This is a genomic window from Sedimentibacter sp. (assembly GCF_033447055.1).
Classification (GTDB): domain Bacteria; phylum Bacillota; class Clostridia; order Tissierellales; family Sedimentibacteraceae; genus Sedimentibacter.
In genome coordinates this window covers 1-16,673 of the sequence record NZ_JAWQJF010000130.1, presented here as the reverse complement: position 1 = coordinate 16,673, position 16,673 = coordinate 1, and the positions used below count along the sequence as shown (strand labels likewise).

Genomic DNA, 16,673 nt, shown 5'->3' with positions numbered 1-16,673 from the left:
TTATACAGTTTTTAAAAAGTTATTGATTAATGCTGTGGATTTTTTTGCAGCTATTTGAACAAATGATGGGAAATCCATATGTGCTGAGCCGTCTGCTTTGTCGGATATGGCTCTTACTATGCAAAAATCCACATTGTTTAAATAACAAACGTGTCCTATTGCTGCACCTTCCATTTCTGCACACAATGCATTGAAATGTTCAACTATATATTCTTTTTTAGACATATTGCATATGAACTGATCTCCTGATGCAATTGTTCCAACAAATACATTTGTTTTTTCTATCAGTTTAGCTGCATTTTCTATTTTTTCTACTATATTAGGTGAGCATGGAATTTCAATCAAATTAATACCTGATATAAGACCAATGGGATCTCCTATTCCAGAAGTATCAAAGTCATGCTGAACTACTTTGTTTGAAATAACAAGATCTGCAATATTAAGATTTGAATTAAGACTACCTGCAACTCCGGTGTTTATAATTACATCCGGTGAATATTTCAATATCATTGTTTGAGCACATACAGCTGCATGGACTTTACCGATTCCACATTTTGCAACAATAACATCTTTACCCTGCAATTTTCCTTCATAATATACAACACTGCTTATTTCTTCTTTTTTAATATTCTCCATTGATTCTATAAGTCCCGCAACTTCAACATCCATTGCACCTATAATTCCTATTTTCATTCTTTCCCTCCAAAGTTTATAATTTATTTTAATATACGCAAATATAAATGTCAATTAATAGATACTTCACTATTGCTCAGGATGACAAAAACAGAGAATCAATAGTCTGGAAGTTTCTTAGCAACTCTTTTCAAAATATGTTTATTATTATGTAAATTGTGTTAAAATATATATTATGACAAATAAGGGTGATAAAATGCATTATATTTATATTGTAGAGTGCTGTGATGGCACATTGTATACAGGATACACCAACGATTTGGAAAAAAGGATTAAGATACATAATGAAAAAAAAGGAGCTAAATACACAAGAGGAAGAACTCCTGTCACTTTGAAATATTATGAAGAATATGAAAGTAAAATCGATGCAATGAAAAGAGAAGCAGAAATAAAAAAATTAAAAAGGTTTAAAAAGCAAATATTGTGTGAAATGTAATATTATGAAAATTTAATTTGTATAGCTTGTAAAATTTTGTTATAATTACAGTATTAAATTGTGAGGGGTGATCTTTATGAAGTCAAACTTAGTTGTTGACAGTTGTGTGGATTTTAATGAAGATACAGAAAATATTGAAAGGGTACCATTTAGAATATTAATTGAAAATGAAGAAATTATAGACGAAGAATTGGATATAAATGAGCTTATCAGAAAAATGAAAAACACCTCTTCTCAAATAAAAACTGCATGTGCTCCTCCGGATGATTTTATAAATAAATTGAAGAAAGAAACAACAAATTTTGTTGTTACAATTTCAAGCCAGTTAAGTGGTTCTTACAACAGTGCTATAGTTTCTGTTGAAACTATGAAGGAAAAATTTCCTGAAACCATTGTGCATGTTATTGATTCAAAATCTGCTGCAGCAGGAGAATCTCTTGTAGCCGTGAAAGTAAAACAATTAATTGAAGAAAATTTTAATGCATCTGAAATAATTGAACAAACAAATAAATACGTATCTAAATTAAAAACATTTTTCATTCTTGATTCATTGGATAATCTTGCTAAAAATGGCAGAATTACAAATTTTAAAGCAATTTTGGCAAACATAATGCACATTGTTCCTATAATGGGGGAAGACGGGGAAGGCAAAATTGTTTTAAAGGAACAAGTAAGAGGAAAGAAGAAGGCGTTTGCTAGGCTTGTAGATATGCTTTCTGAATATAACATAGATTTTGAAAATACAATTCTTGGCATAACTCATGTAAATTGTCTGGAAAAGGCTGAAAAACTAAGAGATGAAATAAAGAAAAGATATCCATTTAAGGACATCAAAATCTTTAAGTCTTCAGGTTTAAGCACTGTTTATGCAGACGATGGAGGAATAGTTATAGCATTTTAAATAACTAAAAAAAATTAAATAATTATTTTGTTAATTCATACTGAATGTGGGTATATTTAATTTATAAACTTACATGGAGGTATTTAAATGAATTATAAAGAAATAATATCAAAAATTAAATCAGTGAGAAATTACAAAAATGAAGAAATCAGTCCTGAAAAAATCAATGAATTGAAAGATTATTTTAATAAAGGTAAAAGATTAATTGAGGACATTGAAATAGAAGTTTTATTAAAAAACAAAAGTGAAGTATATGAACAGCTTAAAGATTCTGCAGGTTATAATGAGTTTATGTTGGAATCTCCTCACTACATGGTTTTTCTCTCTGAAGAAAAAGACCACTATATTGAAAACACAGGATATGCAGCTCAAGATATAATGCTAAAAGCTTTTAGCCTTGGAATCGGTTCCTGCTGGATAACATTTAAAGATGGAGAAGCAATAAAAAATAAATTAAACATCAATTCTGACAAGAAACTTACGGCACTTATTTCACTTGGATTTGACAATAATAAAAATAAAGTAATATATGAAACTATATATGAACATAATCCTACAAAGACTGATGTTAAAGTGGTAGAAGATAATGTTTCTTACAGACTAGGCATAAGGGATATTGTATTTATGAAAAAATGGGGAGAAAATGCAGATCCCGATGAACTTGTTAACATAGGTCTTTTGGAAGGCTTTGTAAGCGCAGGACGTGCACCTTCAACAAGAAACAGGCAGCCTTGGAGATTCATTGTTGATAACGAAACAATAGTTTTGGCTTTAAGACATGATTCATATGCTAATGAGTATGAGGAGAAAATTGATACAGCTGTAATTATGCTTTACTTTGAAGCAGTAATAGATAGCACTATGTTTGATATTACATGGAATTTCGGAAAACCAGAAAAAAATTATGAAATTCCGGATGATTATAAAATTGTAGGATACTGCATCAGTTAATAATACAAAAATTGAAGGCGCAAAAGCACCTTAGCTTGATGACAAAGTAAACTTTCCGACCTTGTCATTCTGAAGCTCAGAAGTGCTTATAGGGGAATTAATGAACTTCAAACCAGAAATATTGGATAAGATGTCAAACCTGAGATGTATACAATCTTTTAGAGAATGAAAGTGCAGAATTATTTTCTGCACTTTCATTTATTTATTCAACTTTTAAATTGCATTGGCAGCTCACGGGGCACTGAGTATATACGGAATTATTCACGCAGTTTGAATTAAGTTTGTTTTTTAATATGTAATTTGGTTCTGTTTTAAAGTCATTTTTAAGTTTTACCATGTATCCTATTCTTTTTGATTCAGAAGGCTGTAAATTTCCTATATCCCATTTAATAATAGTTCTTCCATTGAATTTATAAACATTACGTGGTTCTAAATTGCATGAATCTGCTATAAATTCCAATCCTTCATCTAAAATACTTCTTAAATAAACGCTTCTTGACATATCGTATTGCCCTGCATTGCAATGAACATAATATTTTGTTGTTTCTCCTGATTTGATTGTTTCATCGTCACATTTTACTTGTATTTCATAGTCATGTGCTAAAGATTCAGTACTGCATGAATCAATATTGTTTTCATTGATTAAATGGCCGTAAAAATTAATTTTGCTTTTATGCGGTATTTTATCTCCTGAGTTTTCAAGACAGTTTTTAGTGTACTTGTCACACAGGGCAATATCAAATGTGAGTGTATTTGTTGAATTTGGAGAAATAATAAAGTTGTTGGCAAAAACAATAACATTGTTGTTCCCAAGTTCAGCACTAGGTTCTATAACGCATGTTTTTTCAAGTAATGACACATCTGGACCTGAATGAGTCATGTTTTTAAAATAGCGTATGCCATTTCCCAACGTGGAACTAAATGAGCATAATTTAGGATATTCACAAACGTTTTTAAATTCAATTTTAAGTTGATAAATTCGTGAGGGTATGAAAAGGGTATTAGGAATACCAGCTCCTTTTAACAGTCCTATTGGGGCATCTATGGAAATAGTACAATCTTTCATATAGTTCATTCCTTTCTTGATAATATAAAGATGCATAATGTATATTATTCCTGTCGATATAATTTGTGTAAATTAAATATAAAAAATTATGGAGTTTTAAGTTAAATTATGTTAGTATTATTTATCACCAAAATGAGATAAAACGAATTGTCAGGAGGGTATTATGCGAAATATAAAAATATATTCAAGCAACGCATGCTCAAATTGCACGGCTGCAAAAGAGTTCATCAAGGAAAAAGGATATGAGTACGAAGAAAAAAATGTATCAACAGATCCCGCAGCTAGAAAAGAATTAATATCTATGGGTTACATGGGTGTTCCTGTAATAATGATTGACGAAGATGTTGTTGTTGGATTTAACAAAAGCAAGCTAGAAGAATTATTATAGTTGTAGGAGGGGTTACCCTCCTTTTTAAATTTACATTATTAACTAAATATCTAAAATATTTACATACTATTAAATAAAAATAAGTTAATAATATATATAAGCAAACATTTTAACAGCTGTTTAATTGTTGCTTTTCAAATAAAAAACCGGCTTATGCCGGTTTTTGCTTTATTATTTATTTAATGCAGCTAATAAAAGTTCAAGATTCATTCCATGAACTGCTGCGGCTTCTTCTAATGTTTCCATTTGAGCGCTAGGGCATCCTACACAACCCATTCCATAAGCCATCAATATTTCTGCTGCATCTGGTCTCGCTGAAACAACTTGATTAATAATCATGTCTTTTGTTATTACCATTGTTTTTCCTCCTTAATTAATTAGTAAAAATGTTACTTATAGTATTATACAATGTGTCAAAAATATAATCAATAAAATAATTTATAAAAAATTACCAACGTATTCCTAAATCATAGGTTTAAAAACTGTTTGAATTGAAGTTTGATGTATGATATAATTTAAAAGATTTAAACTTAAGCTATTGAAATTGATTTATTGAATTTTGGCATATAATCATACTTTTATAATTTTGATTTTTAAAACATTGTTTAATTATGACCATATAATTTATATGCAAGAAATAAAGGAGACTCTAATATGTATCGTGAATTTAATGAAAAAATAAGTTATATGAAAGAATGTATACAGAAAAAGTATAAATTAAAGGGACTTTTAAAACAAACAGAACAGGATATGATTAGAGAGAAGCTTCTTTTAAATAAAATTTTAAATGACATTGAAAAGGAAAATCAATATATTTTAAAGTTGGAGTCAGCAAATATTACTTCATTATTTTATTTAATATTAGGAAATGAAGAAGGTAGACTTGTAAAAGAAAAACAAGAATTATTAAAAGTAAGATTAAAGTATGACCAATGTAGACACAATGTAGAATTTCTTGCAGAAGAGTCTAAAGAAATAGTTAATAAACTTTCAAGTATTGAAGTTTGTGATTCTGATTATGAGGACCTTATAGATAAAAAACTGGAAGGTATACATATTGAAGACAAAGAAACAAGTGAAGAACTGAAAAAATTTATCAAACGAAAAGAAAGTATGAAATTCAACATAAAAGAAATCGATGAAGCTATAATATGCGGGGAAGAAGCATTGATAGCTATAGAAGAAACAATAAAGCAGCTTGAAAGTATAGAAGATTGGGGAATTGTATGCATTGGTGACAATGGTATTGATTCAATTAAGCACAATCACGTTGATGAAGCAAGAAAATATGCTGAAGAAGCGCATAGGATGCTTTTAAGGCTTAATAGAGAAATTTCAGATATAATTATGATGACAGGTGCTGAAATTGCTGTTAGTACATTTGAAACATTCGCAGATAGTTTTTTTGACGGATTGATATTTGATTGGGTAGTGCAGTCGGAAATCAGCAAGTCGCTTGATGCTGTAAAAAATACAAAAAATCAAACAGACAAGGCGATGTCAAAGCTTTATGAGGAAAAAGTCACAGAAGAATTTATGATTAATCAAATAGAGGATCAAATAAACCGCATTATAGAGAATGCTTAAAATATATTGACAATAAAATAAATATGTTGTAGTATAACTTTATCACATGACTGGCGGAATTGTGGGTTACCACGAGGGAGTGTGAATTATATTAAAAGTCGACCGCCTGGGCTATGCTCAGGTGGTTTTTTGTATCCCTGAGCAAATACTTTGGGAGGAAGCATTATGAAAGAAGCATGGAAAAATTTTAGAACAGGGAATTGGACAGAAGAAATTGATGTAAGGGATTTCATTCAGAAAAATTATAATCCTTATGAAGGGGATGAAAATTTTTTATGTGGTCCTACTGAGAAAACAAGAAGTTTGTTTGTAAAAGCTTCAAAATTGATGAAAGAAGAACTTGAAAAAGGGGTTTCTGACATTGATACACAACATATATCTGGAATTGATAACTTTGAATCCGGATATCTTGATAAAGATAATGAAATAATAGTTGGATTTCAAACTGATGCACCTTTAAAAAGAATGATTAATCCTTTTGGGGGCATAAGAATGGTGGAGCAGTCTTTGGAGGCATATGGATATGAAGCATCCGAAGAATTGCTGGATATATTTCACAAATACAGAAAAACTCACAACCAAGGAGTTTTTGATGTTTATACGCCGGAAATGAAGGCAGCAAGAAATGTAGGATTGTTGACAGGTCTTCCTGATGCTTATGGAAGAGGAAGAATAATTGGAGATTTCAGAAGAATTGCTCTTTACGGAATAAATTATTTGGTAGAAAAAAAAGACGAAGAATATAAAAATATAACATTGCCTATGACAGAAGAAAATATTAGGGCAAGAGAAGAAATAAAAGAACAAATAAGAGCATTGAAAGCTATGAAATCAATGGCTGCAAAATATGGAATAGATATTTCTAATCCTTCAACGAATGCAAGGGAAGCGGTTCAGGCCGTTTACTTTGGATACTTGGCGGGTGTAAAGGAAAGCAATGGTGCAGCCATGTCTCTTGGAAGGGCTAGTACATTTATAGATATATTTGTCGAACGTGATTTAAACAGTGGAATGCTGACTGAAAATGAAGCACAAGAAATCATAGACCAGTTTGTTCTTAAACTTCGAATGGTTCGTCATTTGAGAACTCCGGAATACAATGAATTGTTTGCAGGGGATCCAAATTGGGTTACAGAATCACTAGGTGGCATGAGTCTTGATGGAAGAACATTAGTGTCTAAAACTTCATTCAGGTTTTTGCACACGCTGAATAATTTGTCATCAGCACCTGAACCGAATATGACTGTTCTTTGGTCAAACAATCTTCCGGAAGGATTTAAAAAATACTGTTCTAAAATGTCAATTGAAACATCAGCAATCCAATATGAAAATGATGATGTAATGAGGACTGTGTATGGGGATGACTATGGAATTGCTTGTTGTGTATCAGCTATGCGTATTGGCAAGGATATGCAGTTTTTCGGAGCAAGATGCAATTTGGCTAAGTCATTGTTAATGGCTATTAACGGTGGTGTAGATGAAAAAAAGAAAATAAAAGTTATTAAAAATATTGGAATAATTAGTTCAGAGGTTTTGCAATATGATGAAGTATTAAATAATTATAAAAAAACATTGGGATATGTTGCAGAGCTCTATGTAAATACTATGAACATAATTCATTATATGCATGATAAATATGCTTATGAATCAGGACTTATGGCTCTTCACGATTACAATGTAGGAAGACTTATGGCATTTGGGGTAGCAGGTCTTTCTATTGTTGCAGATTCATTAAGCGCTATTAAATATGCTGTGGTAAAACCTGTTCGTGATGAAAATGGAATAACTGTAGACTTTGATATAGATGGTGAATTTCCTATGTTTGGAAATGATGATGACAGAGTTGACAAAATAGCTGAAGAAGTTCTTGAATTTTTCTCCAATGAATTAAAAAAGCATAGAACTTACAGAGATGCAAAACATACATTATCCGTTCTAACCATTACATCAAATGTAGTGTATGGAAAGAAAACAGGTACAACACCGGATGGAAGAAAATCGGGCGAACCATTTGCTCCAGGAGCTAATCCAATGAATGGAAGAGATAAAAGCGGTGTATTGGCTTCACTTAATTCAGTAGCTAAGCTTAAATATAAGGATGTTTGTGAAGACGGTATATCAAATACATTTACAGTAGTTCCGGAAACACTTGGAAAATTAGACAGACACAGAATAGATAATCTTGCTAATATATTAGATGGATACTTTGTGCAGGAAGCTCACCATATAAATGTAAATGTTATGAATAGAGATACTTTGTATGATGCTATGGAAAATCCTGAGAAATATCCAAATCTTACAATCCGAGTATCTGGTTATGCAGTAAACTTTAACAGATTAACAAGAGAACAACAGCTTGATGTAATAAGCAGAACATTCCACGACAAAATGTAGGTATGCTATGGAAAAAGGATATATACATTCGATAGAAACACTGGGAACACTTGATGGCCCTGGTATTCGTACGGTTGTTTTTTTTCAAGGATGCAAACTCAGGTGTGTATATTGCCACAATCCTGACACTTGGATTTTTAATAAAGGTACAGTTTCAACAGCAGAAGAAATTGTTGAAAAAGCAAAAAGATATAAACCATATTTTAAATTTAACGATGGTGGCATTACTTTTTCGGGTGGAGAGCCTCTGATGCAGCCAAAATTTTTGCTTGAATGTCTTAAATTATGCAAAAAAGAAGGAATACACACAGTGATAGATACTGCAGGTGTAGGACTTGGCGATTATGATGAGATTTTAAAATATACTGACCTTGTCATATTGGACATTAAACATTCAAATCCTGAAAAATACAAAATGATAACAGGCCTAGACATAGATAGCTACTATCAATTTAAAGAAGCATTAATAAAGAACAGCAATGATATATGGCTTAAGCATGTGGTTACACCGGGAATCAACGATACTTATGAGGATATGATTGCTTTTGAAGAGGAAGTAAATACATTTTCTAAAAGTATGATTCAAAAAGTTGAACTGTTGCCATATCACACGCTTGGAGTTTTTAAATATAAAGAATTAAAAATTGATTATAAGTTAGAAGGCGTGTATCCCTTATCAAAAGAAAAGCTGAATGAATTAAAAAGTTATTTAAGCATAGAAAAATTAGTAAGATAAATAAATTAATAAATTTTTTATATTTTTAGTTGACAAATATATTCATATGGTATAGAGTAATCAATAATTAAATAAGAACTTCTTATCAAGAGAGACGGAGGGATCGGCCCGTTGATGTCTCGGCAACCTACAGATTTATTTTGAAAGGTGCTAATTCCGACAAAGTATTGCTTTGGGAGATGAGGAGATGGACTATGTGAATTGCCCTCTCCCTGGAGAGGGTTTTATTTTATCTAAAATAGGAGGGTGACAATGTCTGTACAAACAGTAAGAGAATATTTAAAACAATTTAACAAGGATAAAGACATTCTTGAAATGAATGAATCAACAGCTACTGTAGAATTAGCTGCCAAAGCATTGGGAACAGAGGAAGCAAGAATAGCAAAGTCTTTGACATTCTATAACGGTGAGGAAGCGATGGTCATTGTTGTGGCAGGTGATGCTAAAATAGATAACAAAAAGTTTAAAGAACAATTTGGATTTAAAGCAAAAATGCTTGCTCATGAAGATACTGTAAAATATACCGGTCATGCTGTTGGCGGTGTATGCCCGTTTGCTCTTCCGGAAAATGTTGAGGTTTATCTTGATGATTCCATGAAAAGATTTGAAACTATGTTTCCAGCATGCGGAAGCAGCAATTCAGCAATTGAACTCACATTAGATGAACTGGAAAGAATATCTAAGTGCAAAATTTGGATTGATGTATGCAAGAATTGGTGATGCCCAAACACTATTTGGCAAAGAAAGGATACTATGTTGAACGAATTTTCTAGAACACAGCTTTTATTAGGCGAAGAAGCAATGGAAAAACTAAAGAATTCTACAGTAGCGATATTTGGCGTTGGCGGAGTAGGCTCATATGTGGCAGAAGCATTGGCAAGATGTGGTGTAGGGAGTTTTGCGCTGTTTGACGATGACGAAGTATGCCTAACGAATATCAACAGGCAGATAATTGCTACGAGAAAGACTATTGGAAGAAAAAAAGTTGAAGTAATGGCTGAAAGAATATTGGATATAAACCCAGAAGCAAAAGTTGAAATTAATGCATGCTTTTACATGCCGGATAATGCTGATGAATATGATTTAACTAAATATGATTATATCGTGGATGCTGTTGATACAGTCACAGCAAAGCTTGAATTAATAGTTAGAGCAAATGCAGCCAGTGTACCAATAATTAGCAGCATGGGAACAGGCAACAAATTAGACCCGACGAAGTTTGAAGTTGCCGATATATACAAAACGTCCATGGATCCCTTGGCAAAAGTAATGCGCCATGAAGTGAGAAAAAGAGGAATTAAAAAGCTAAAAGTTGTATATTCAAAGGAAGAACCAATAACTATAACCAACTGCGTATGCCCATCGGGTACAACAAGGGAATGCACTGACAGAAGAACCATACCGGGAAGCATATCTTTTGTTCCTTCTGTGGCAGGACTTATTATTGCAGGCGAGGTAGTAAAAGATATAGCAGCCAGATAAAAAGGAGGAAACAACGTGGGGACGACTCCATTTATACAAATAAAGGATTTAGATAAAGAGTACATAAGCCAAAACAATACGGTTACAGCTCTTTCAGGTATAAACTTAAATATAAACAAAGGTGATATTTTTGGAATAATAGGCATGAGCGGTGCTGGTAAAAGCACATTGGTAAGATGTATAAATTTTTTAGAAAAACCAACGAGAGGCACTGTAATCATAGGAGATAAGGATTTATCCTTACTAAATGAAAAAGATCTTATGAATGCAAGACAAGAAATTGGAATGATATTTCAGCAATTTAATTTGCTGATGCAAAGAAATGTTGAAGACAATATTTGCTTTCCGTTAGAAATAAGAGGAATGAGCAAAAAAGAAGGAAGAAAAAGAGCTGGAGAGCTTTTGGAATTGGTTGGACTTTCAGACAAAAGAAATGTTTATCCTTCACAACTCAGCGGAGGACAAAAACAAAGGGTAGCTATAGCTAGAGCACTAGCAACAAATCCGGAAATACTCCTTTGCGATGAAGCAACCAGTGCTCTAGACCCTACAACAACACGTTCAATACTTGCGCTTTTAAAAGATATAAATAAAAAACTTGGCATAACAATAATAATTATCACTCATGAAATGGCAGTTGTTGAAGAAATCTGCGACTATGTCGCAATAATAGACAATGGCCGTTTAGCTGAAAACGGATTAGTTGAAGAAGTGTTTTCAAAACCGAAAACAGAAGCAGCAAAGAAACTTGTGTATCACAGCAGTTTTGCAGTTAAAGAAATGACTTCAAAAAGATGTATAAGAATTGTATTCGACGGAAAATCATCCTTTGAGCCGGTAATAGCCAACATGGTTTTGGAATGCAGAGCTCAGGTTAATATATTGTTTGCTGATACAAAAGATATTAATGGAAAGGCATTTGGACAAATGGTATTGCAGCTGCCTGAAGATGAAATGATCTCAGATAAAATAATTCATTATTTGAAGGATAAAAAAGTTACAGTAGAGGAGCTGGTTGATTATGTTGGATAACGGAACGTTAACTATGCTTATTGATGGAACAAGGGATACTTTGTACATGACATTTGTCTCAACAATATTTGCATATTTGCTGGCTTTTCCAATTGGAATAGCATTGGTTATAACTAAAAGAGACGGTTTACATCCTATGGGATTTTTAAATAGAATTTTAGACGTTGCAGTAAATGTTGGACGTTCAATACCATTCTTGATATTGTTGATTGCAGTAATTCCGCTGACTAAAATTATCGCCGGCAAAAGTTACGGTTCAACTGCAACAATAGTACCACTGGTAATTGCATCAACACCATTTATAGCAAGATTGATTGAATCCTCACTTCAAGAGGTCGATCAAGGCGTTATAGAAGCAGCACAAAGCATGGGTGCACCTCTTTCGACAATTATTTTTAAGGTACTGGTTCCTGAAGCAAAGACATCGCTCATTGTGGGAGGAACAATTGCAATCGGTACAATATTGAGTTATTCTGCCATGGCAGGAGTTGTTGGAGGTGGAGGACTGGGAGATATTGCAATCAGATATGGATATTACAGGTATCAGACAGATATCATGGTGATTACGGTTATTCTCTTAGTAATACTTGTGCAGTTGCTGCAGATGATAGGAATGAAAATCGCAAGAAAAACAGACAAAAGGGTTATCTAAAAGGTTACAAAAAAGGAAGTTTAGCATCTTATTTATTTAAGCAGGGCCCGCAATAATAGATATTATTTACACGCTTCCGTAAAATTCAAAAGACATAAGGAGAAAATTATGAAAAACATAAAAAAATTATTTATATTAGTATTAGTTGTGGCTTTATCACTTACAATATTTGCAGGATGCCAGAAAAATGAAGAAGCACCTGCTCAAACTCCATCTAATGAAACTCCGGCAGCTGAAAAACCAGCTGAATTAACAAAAATAACTGTAGCTGCTTCACCTGTACCACATGCTGAAATATTAGAACAAGTTAAAACTGATTTGGCTGAAAAGGGATATGAATTGGAAATAGTTGAATTTTCAGATTATGTTCAACCTAACTTGGTAGTAGATGCAGGAGATATTGATGCAAACTTCTTCCAGCATAAACCATACTTAGATGACTTTAATGCAGAAAATGGTACTAAAATAGTTTCTGTAGCTGCTGTTCATTATGAACCTCTGGGAATTTATCCTGGAAAATCTGATGATTTAGCTAATATTTCTGATGGGGCATCAATTGCTGTTTCTAATGATACTACAAACGAAGCGAGAGCACTTTTGTTGTTAGAAGCAAACGGATTGATTAAAATCAAAGAAGGTGCCGGTCTCTCTGCAACAAAAAATGACATTGTTGAAAACCCACACAACATTGAAATAGTTGAACTTGAAGCTGCACAGGTTTCAAGAGTGGCAGGAGAAACAGATTTCGTTGTATTAAATGGAAATTATGCCCTTGACGCAGGCTTTAAAGTTGGAACTGATGCTTTAGCAAAAGAAGAACAAGATTCAGAAGCTGCTCAAGTTTATGCAAACATACTTTGCGTAAAAGAAGGCAATGAAGAAAATGAAGGTATCAAAGCATTAATTGAAGTTTTAAAAAGCGATAGAATCAAACAATTTATTGCTGACACTTATGAAGGTGCAGTAATTGCAATAGACTAATAACAATAAAAAACACACCAGTAGCATTAGTTATGCAGGTGTGTTTTTTATTATGTTTATTAAATATGTTTATAACATCAAGGTTTCTCATTCAAATATATGGAATATAAGTTCATTCCGTAAATTATTGTATCTGATTGAGGGTCGACAACTATTTCTACATTGTTGAAGATGAGCATGATGCTTATTTCAGACGTTTCAATTTTGAGACTCATATCATTCAACGGAACTTCCATAGGTTGTTCTTCGCCAGGAAGGAATTTTTTTGTAATCTTGTCTAGATAATCATTCATGTCCTGTTCTACAATAACTTTGTCATTGAGTAGAATCTTAAGTAAAGGGATTTCGTAAGGAGGATTTACCATCCAATATATTTCATATATTCCTCTTTCACCGTCAAGAGTTACGGATTCATTGCTTTTGCCGTAGAAATCCTGCATGTTGATAGCCCATCTGTAGCCTCTAATATCAATTGCTTCATGGGGCATATATAATAATGTACTCGTATAATTGACTGATTCATAGCCTTCGTTAATAGGATAAGTTTGTTTAAATCCCAGAGTTGTTTCAAATGTTTCGGCGCTTCTCAAACTTTTATCAAACCAGGATGGCAACTTATCGCTTTCGGAATTTGCAAGATAATCTACAGCATCAGTGATGTACTCACGCACAGTTTGTTCTGGCTCAGCTGTTGCCGGAACAATTTTATTATCCTTAAGCATTTCTTGGCTTATGAGCAGCTTTTCCAGGCGGTTTACCTGTGCTGTTACAGGGAGAGCATGATATCCCATAAATGGAAGAACTGAAACTACAGCTATGGCGCATGTCAATATAATAATTGAATGGTGCGCTTTTTCTTTTCTTATAAGCAAAAGAATTGCAGATGGTAAAGTTACTATCCATAACAAAGCGAAGAAATATTCAGTTGTTTTAAGACCATATTTTTGCAACTGTATTACAAGTGCCCAGGCTTCAAAAGCAAGGATGAACAATACTGCAAATGGATAAACTTTTTTATAAAATTTCGCCAATCCTGTATTGTTGTGAGTAACCATTATATGCAGCCATATTCCACCGATTGCATATGAAGTAGCAATTCCCGAAAGCCTTTCAAAAGGTGCTTTCATCCCTTCCATAATTGTCTTGCTTGCCCATAAAATCAGCACACAGGTTAAAGCTAACATTATAGGAGTTATGATGAATTCAAGCAATACTTCTACAAAGCGGGGCTGTTTTTGAGCAACTTCTCTTTGTTCGTCAACAACGCCCTTTCGAAAATCCGGGAAGTAGCCGACAAAGATTGTGAATGCTAAAAATCCGCTCAATGTTCCGATATAAGCATAAATTTTACTGCTGAGCCCTTTGTAAAGAAGAACTTTTATGGCTTCAGCCACTCCTGATGTTCCTCCCATTATTACAAGGCCGTAGATAAGTGCGATGAAAAAAGCCTTGTGGGTCATGAAAAATGACTTTGAAAAATCAGATTTATCTTTAGGATATCCTGCTAATATCATGAATGTAAGAAAACTTATAAATATTGCTACGCTTACTCGAAACGCTGCAAGATCAGAAACAATCTGATAACGTGACATTGAGTAAGAGGGGTAAGTTCCGCTGGAAAAATACAGTATCAAAAACGTTATGACCATTGCTAAAATTCCCAGCAGATTTGCGGCTATGAAAGATTTTTGGCTGTTTATTTTGCTTTGCACCGCTGTTATTGCTGCCAAACTGAATATTGCTCCTAAGGCAAATGACCAGTGCAGGCAGTTGAATAGAAAATTGTACGCTTCTTGTTCAGGCCAGTCTAGATGAATTCTGATTATCGTGACAATTGAAAATGCAAATGCATTGGCAATAACAACCGGGAATTTTTCGAAGGCTTTTATTGAATTTTTAAAAATTTTTGAAATGGATTGAATAAAGTTTCTCATAAAAACACCTCTTTTTTTATCTATTACAAAAGTATAATTAAAATTTTCCGTTATATTATTTTCATATAAGCATTATAATTATACCACTATAATAATATATTAAACCAAATTTTAATTAATTCAATACTCTTAAATTTACGATACTAATAATATTTTCTACTGTTGAAATTTTATTTATTGTAATGGTTATTGCTATATGTTAATATTAGTCTGATACAATTGAATAATATGAAACATGTAAATAGAAGGGAATACTAACTATGAAAAATTATATAATTTTTACTGAATCTACTGCCGATCTTCCTGCTGATATTATTGAAGAATTAGATATAAAAGTAATACCAATGACTTTTGGTTTTGAAAATGAAAGCTATTTAGACTATCCTGATCACAGGGAACTAGACATTAAGAATTTTTATGAAAGACTCAAGAACGGCGAAAAATCAACTACTGCCCTTGTAAATTCAAAGACATTTGAAGACTATTTTGAACCATATTTAATAGAGGGGAATGACATTTTATATCTAGGTTTTTCATCAGGGTTGAGCGGCACATATCAGGCTTCGCTTATAGCAGCTGAAGGATTAAAGGAAAAATATCCCGAGTCAGTTATTATGTGCGTTGATACTAAAGCCGCAAATACAGGTCAAGGACTTTTGGTATATTCTGCTGCTAAAAAGAAAAAAGAAGGAAAAAATATTGATGAAACATATCAATGGGTTTTGGATAACATACAACATACATGCCATTGGTTTACTGTAGATGATTTAAATCATTTAAAACGCGGGGGAAGAATAAGTGCAGTAAAAGCGACGTTGGGCACAGCACTTAATGTAAAACCTATACTTCACGTAGATAAAGATGGAATGTTAATGGCCGTTGAAAATGTAAGAGGCCGTAAAAAATCAATTAATGCACTTTTGGATAAAATGGTTGAAACTTGTGTTAATCCGGAGGAACAAGTAATATTTATCGGTCATGGTGACTGTATTGAAGATGCAGAATACCTTGCTAAACTTATAAGAGAAAAATTCAATGTTAAAGATATAATTTTCAATCCTATTGGACCGGTAGTAGGTTCTCATACAGGACAAGGAGCAATAACTTTATTTTTCTTTGGAACAGAAAGATAAATATAGAATTATATTACATTAAATTATAGTTGACAATTGTCGATAATTTAGGTTATAATAACTTTTGCTGTAAAGCACTTACGGAGAGATGTCCGAGTGGTTTAAGGAGCACGCCTGGAAAGGAAACGGGAAATTTGTATAAATTGTTCAGACATTGCCCATACTCGCCAGCATTGAAATTTTAATGAAAAATTGAATTTAAGCATAAAAAATAGGAGCACGCTTTTCTAATCTAAAATAGAAGGGACGTGCTCCAATTATTTATGAAAATAAAGATGAATAAGGATGTTAAATCAAATATCACAGT

Annotated in this window: 17 protein-coding genes and 2 riboswitches; of the genes, 13 read left to right on the top strand and 4 right to left on the bottom strand. The window is 32.8% G+C overall.

Features of this window, described 5'->3' with window-relative positions:
- Entirely contained in the window at window positions 1-693 is a 693-nt protein-coding gene (locus tag SA378_RS08930) for a 5'-methylthioadenosine/adenosylhomocysteine nucleosidase (RefSeq protein ID WP_318525642.1), read from the bottom strand.
- A 196-nt stretch (window positions 694-889) separates the two neighbouring features.
- On the opposite strand from SA378_RS08930, the gene SA378_RS08925 reads away from it, so the two are divergent.
- From SA378_RS08925 to SA378_RS08915, 3 genes are all read left to right on the top strand, one after another.
- Entirely contained in the window at window positions 890-1,129 is a 240-nt protein-coding gene (locus SA378_RS08925) for a GIY-YIG nuclease family protein (RefSeq protein ID WP_318525641.1), read from the top strand.
- A 76-nt stretch (window positions 1,130-1,205) separates the two neighbouring features.
- Window positions 1,206-2,030 (top strand): DegV family protein, encoded by an 825-nt coding sequence (locus tag SA378_RS08920; protein ID WP_318525640.1) that lies wholly within the window; start codon window positions 1,206-1,208, stop codon window positions 2,028-2,030.
- A gap of 87 nt (window positions 2,031-2,117) precedes the next feature.
- Window positions 2,118-2,981: a nitroreductase family protein gene (locus tag SA378_RS08915; protein ID WP_318525639.1), complete on the top strand. Its 864-nt coding sequence runs from the start codon at window positions 2,118-2,120 to the stop codon at window positions 2,979-2,981.
- 202 nt (window positions 2,982-3,183) lie between these two features.
- On the opposite strand, the gene SA378_RS08910 is transcribed toward SA378_RS08915, so the two are convergent.
- On the bottom strand, window positions 3,184-4,047 hold the full coding sequence (locus SA378_RS08910; RefSeq protein ID WP_318525638.1) for a hypothetical protein: 864 nt from the start codon (window positions 4,045-4,047) through the stop codon (window positions 3,184-3,186).
- A 163-nt stretch (window positions 4,048-4,210) separates the two neighbouring features.
- On the opposite strand from SA378_RS08910, the gene SA378_RS08905 reads away from it, so the two are divergent.
- Entirely contained in the window at window positions 4,211-4,435 is a 225-nt protein-coding gene (locus tag SA378_RS08905; RefSeq protein WP_412178688.1) for a glutaredoxin family protein, read from the top strand.
- 171 nt (window positions 4,436-4,606) lie between these two features.
- On the opposite strand, the gene SA378_RS08900 is transcribed toward SA378_RS08905, so the two are convergent.
- Complete coding sequence (locus SA378_RS08900) at window positions 4,607-4,792, bottom strand: DUF1858 domain-containing protein (protein WP_318525637.1); 186 nt, start codon at window positions 4,790-4,792, stop codon at window positions 4,607-4,609.
- 297 nt (window positions 4,793-5,089) lie between these two features.
- Between SA378_RS08900 and SA378_RS08895 the strand changes: the two genes are divergently transcribed.
- The 8 genes from SA378_RS08895 (at window position 5,090) to SA378_RS08860 (ending at window position 13,299) form a co-directional block, all read left to right on the top strand.
- On the top strand, window positions 5,090-6,022 hold the full coding sequence (locus tag SA378_RS08895; RefSeq protein ID WP_318525636.1) for a hypothetical protein: 933 nt from the start codon (window positions 5,090-5,092) through the stop codon (window positions 6,020-6,022).
- Between the two features lie 36 nt (window positions 6,023-6,058).
- Window positions 6,059-6,141, top strand: a riboswitch (ZMP/ZTP riboswitch).
- A gap of 46 nt (window positions 6,142-6,187) precedes the next feature.
- Entirely contained in the window at window positions 6,188-8,416 is a 2,229-nt protein-coding gene (gene pflB, locus SA378_RS08890) for a formate C-acetyltransferase (RefSeq protein ID WP_318525635.1), read from the top strand.
- A gap of 7 nt (window positions 8,417-8,423) precedes the next feature.
- Window positions 8,424-9,152, top strand: coding sequence for a pyruvate formate-lyase-activating protein (gene pflA, locus SA378_RS08885; RefSeq protein ID WP_318525634.1), 729 nt, complete (start codon window positions 8,424-8,426; stop codon window positions 9,150-9,152).
- A gap of 79 nt (window positions 9,153-9,231) precedes the next feature.
- A riboswitch (SAM riboswitch) is annotated at window positions 9,232-9,338 on the top strand.
- Window positions 9,339-9,404: 66 nt separating this feature from the next.
- Complete coding sequence (locus tag SA378_RS08880) at window positions 9,405-9,872, top strand: YbaK/EbsC family protein (protein ID WP_318525633.1); 468 nt, start codon at window positions 9,405-9,407, stop codon at window positions 9,870-9,872.
- Window positions 9,873-9,905: 33 nt separating this feature from the next.
- Window positions 9,906-10,634 (top strand): tRNA threonylcarbamoyladenosine dehydratase, encoded by a 729-nt coding sequence (locus SA378_RS08875; RefSeq protein WP_318525632.1) that lies wholly within the window; start codon window positions 9,906-9,908, stop codon window positions 10,632-10,634.
- Between the two features lie 15 nt (window positions 10,635-10,649).
- A complete protein-coding gene (locus SA378_RS08870; protein WP_318525631.1) occupies window positions 10,650-11,666 on the top strand; it encodes a methionine ABC transporter ATP-binding protein in 1,017 nt (338 codons plus the stop codon).
- Complete coding sequence (locus SA378_RS08865; protein ID WP_318525630.1) at window positions 11,656-12,318, top strand: methionine ABC transporter permease; 663 nt, start codon at window positions 11,656-11,658, stop codon at window positions 12,316-12,318. The genes SA378_RS08870 and SA378_RS08865 overlap by 11 nt, the downstream gene beginning before the upstream one ends.
- A gap of 108 nt (window positions 12,319-12,426) precedes the next feature.
- Window positions 12,427-13,299 (top strand): MetQ/NlpA family ABC transporter substrate-binding protein, encoded by an 873-nt coding sequence (locus SA378_RS08860; protein WP_318525629.1) that lies wholly within the window; start codon window positions 12,427-12,429, stop codon window positions 13,297-13,299.
- Between the two features lie 77 nt (window positions 13,300-13,376).
- Here SA378_RS08860 and SA378_RS08855 read toward each other — a convergent pair whose 3' ends face one another.
- Window positions 13,377-15,233 carry a DUF4153 domain-containing protein gene (locus SA378_RS08855; protein ID WP_318525628.1) on the bottom strand — a complete coding sequence of 619 codons (1,857 nt, stop codon included), beginning with the start codon at window positions 15,231-15,233 and terminating at the stop codon, window positions 13,377-13,379.
- Between the two features lie 260 nt (window positions 15,234-15,493).
- Between SA378_RS08855 and SA378_RS08850 the strand changes: the two genes are divergently transcribed.
- Window positions 15,494-16,366, top strand: a complete 873-nt coding sequence (locus SA378_RS08850) for a DegV family protein (RefSeq protein ID WP_318525627.1) — start codon at window positions 15,494-15,496, stop codon at window positions 16,364-16,366.
- The last annotated feature ends 307 nt before the right edge of the window (window positions 16,367-16,673 follow it).